At 70.6% G+C, this 2,465-nt stretch carries 1 protein-coding gene; it reads right to left on the reverse strand.

Annotated features, from left to right (window positions below; all coding sequences use genetic code 11):
• Nucleotides 1-598: 598 nt before the first annotated feature.
• The gene (locus ACFWEK_RS20755; protein ID WP_430555267.1) at nucleotides 599-757 is read right to left on the reverse strand and encodes a hypothetical protein; all 159 of its coding nucleotides are present in this window, start codon (nucleotides 755-757) and stop codon (nucleotides 599-601) included.
• Between the last annotated feature and the right edge of the window lie 1,708 nt (nucleotides 758-2,465).

Here is a 2,465-nt window from a genome sequence, read left to right on the forward strand (position 1 = left end):
TGTCAGGGATGATCCAGAACCGGTAGCGGCGGTGAGGTATCGCTCGCGTGGGTACCCGGTCAGGCGCGCGCCGCGCACGGCGCATCGTGAGGGTCCGCGGCCTGCGGCGAACCGGTCCTCGGAGCCCGCCGGGGATGCATGTTTCACGTGAAACGCGTGGGCTTCTCGGGGCAGGGAATCCTCGCGCGGTGGCCATGGTGTGGCTGCGGCGACAGGCCCGGTAGGCGCGTGGCGGGCGGGGCGCCTGACGGTGCGGCGGTGACGCCGCGCAGGTGAGGACGAGGTGAGGGGTGTCGGACCACGAGGGGGACGCCGGTGGTGGGTGGCGGCCGCAGGGAATGTCGGTCGGCGGCGACCGTCTTGCCCTCGGTGGCGGCCTCCGGGCGCTCACTGGCGAGAGACAGGGCCAGAGTCAGGCGCGCGCCCCGTACCTGTGGGATTCGATTCAGGCGGGAGGCAGCCCGCCTGTCGCCTCAGCCGGGCGGGTCCTGGATGGGGTCAATGGGCGGCGGCACGCGCGCCGTGCGCAACCTCACGCGGCACAGCGAGGCGTCGGGTGGGTGACGACATTCCTGCAGGTGCCCGGCCTGCGTGACCGCTAGATGGCCAGCACGAACGGAGAGGCGGTGGCGTCGGGAGCGTCGATCTGACAGCGCTGCTCGATCTCGACGGCGAGGTCGATCGTCAGGACGAAGCGTGCGCGTGCGGCGTTCGCCAGGGCCGCCTTGCCAGTGCGCGGGACGACGTGGCGGTGCATCGGGGTGCTGTGGCGGCGAACCTGCGGCAATCCAAGGGACACCTCCCGTTTCACGTGGAACGTCCATCGACACAGGGACCCTGCGTCTCCGGAGCCAGCATGACTCGACTTCCCATGGCGTGACCGGGTGCCGTTCCCGTTTCACGTGAAACACCTCGTGGGGTAGAGGAGGCACCTGCCGGCGTCCCGATCCGAATCCGCGTGGTGCGGATGCTTCTGCTCGCCTGGATGGAACGCCCGGACGGGAGCGCAGACGAACGACGCCTGGGGAGCGCACCGGTCGCTGGCGCGGGTGAGATGGGGTCGGCGGGCGAAGGACGCACCGGCCTGACGGGCAAGAGGAGCTGAGGACCTCGCGGCAAGGGGGTCGGGAGAGGAAGGCGTCGACGTCGGAGCGGGTGAGCCTGGTCCGCACGGGAGACGGTGATGGCAGCAGTTGGACGGGGGTGACCCGCTGCCCAGATACACGGCTGGCCCCGGGGGGCCCGCACGGCGAAGTGGCGAAGTCGCGGGGCGGTGGGTTCGGCGCGACGGCACACACTCTTGTCCCGGTGTCCGGTGTCCGGTGTCCCGTTTGCTGCCTTGGTGAGCCAGCGATCGCTGGGGACCTGACTGGGGGAACTCTGCGTGGTCTCGGTGCGAGGGCGCGGAGACCTCGACGACGCGGGTGTCGCGCTTCTGATGACGGCCAAGCCGACGTCGGCGCTGGTGCTGGGGGCCATGCCGCGGCCTAGCGCCCATCGGTCAGAGCGGTAGATCGTCGCAGGTCACAGGCCTGTGGAACGGAGTGACGGGCGGACATGGACGTGATCGATGGCGCGCCTATCGGGCGCGGGGTCCGAGGAGCGGGCGGCGTGGGGCCACCGGAGAAGAGTGTGCAGGGTGTGTTCACTTCGACCGGTCGAGGCGTCGAACGGACGCAGGACGCACGGGGCCCGCAGTTCGGAATCGGTGTGCTTGCGTGTCGTTCACCGACAGCCTGCCGTGGTGAACCGGCGGCGCCAGGGGCGACGTCCTCGGCGCGGGAGCCGAGACGGGTGGAGTCCGGGGTTCGGCACGTCGCGCGTGGTCCGAGGGGTTCCGACGCTTGATCGGCCGGCGTCGCTGGGTCGTCCTTCAGGGATGTGTGTGGTGGACGGATCGCGATGACGTTAGGGCGGGCCGAGCGGACGCCCGTCGAGCGACTCATCCCGGGAGGCGGCCGGGACACGAGCCTGAGTCGATCGCCGTGCGTCTCGCCGCCCTCACACCCCTACGAGGGCGATGGGCGCGGGGGGTACCGGGCCGTCCACCACTCTCAGGAAGATCGGCGCGACCGCGTCATATCTGGTGAATCGGGACGCGCACGCTCGGTGGAGCGCGACCAGGGGTCCTCGAGGAAGGGCCTGTTCCATCAGGAGCACGCCAGGTCGTTCCTGGACCGGTGAAGTCGCGGCTCCGGGCGTTTCGACCGGCTTGCTGCGGATCGACCCGACGCTCTCGACCACGGCCACGACGCGGCAGGCCAACGGCGCCGATGACGATCGGAATGCTCAAGCTGCTGGAGGGAAGTGGCGCGATCCAGACTCACGTGGCGTGACCCACGGGGCGACCTCGTCGTTCGGCACGGCGGAGGTGCGGAGGACCGATGCCGGACCGGCGAGGGCCTACCCTCCTGCGTGGTGCCCGCGTGTCTCACAGCCGAGCATGACGAAGGCCGCCCGTGTTT

The organism is Isoptericola sp. NPDC060257 (genome assembly GCF_042726645.1).
Taxonomy (GTDB): domain Bacteria; phylum Actinomycetota; class Actinomycetes; order Actinomycetales; family Cellulomonadaceae; genus Isoptericola; species Isoptericola nanjingensis.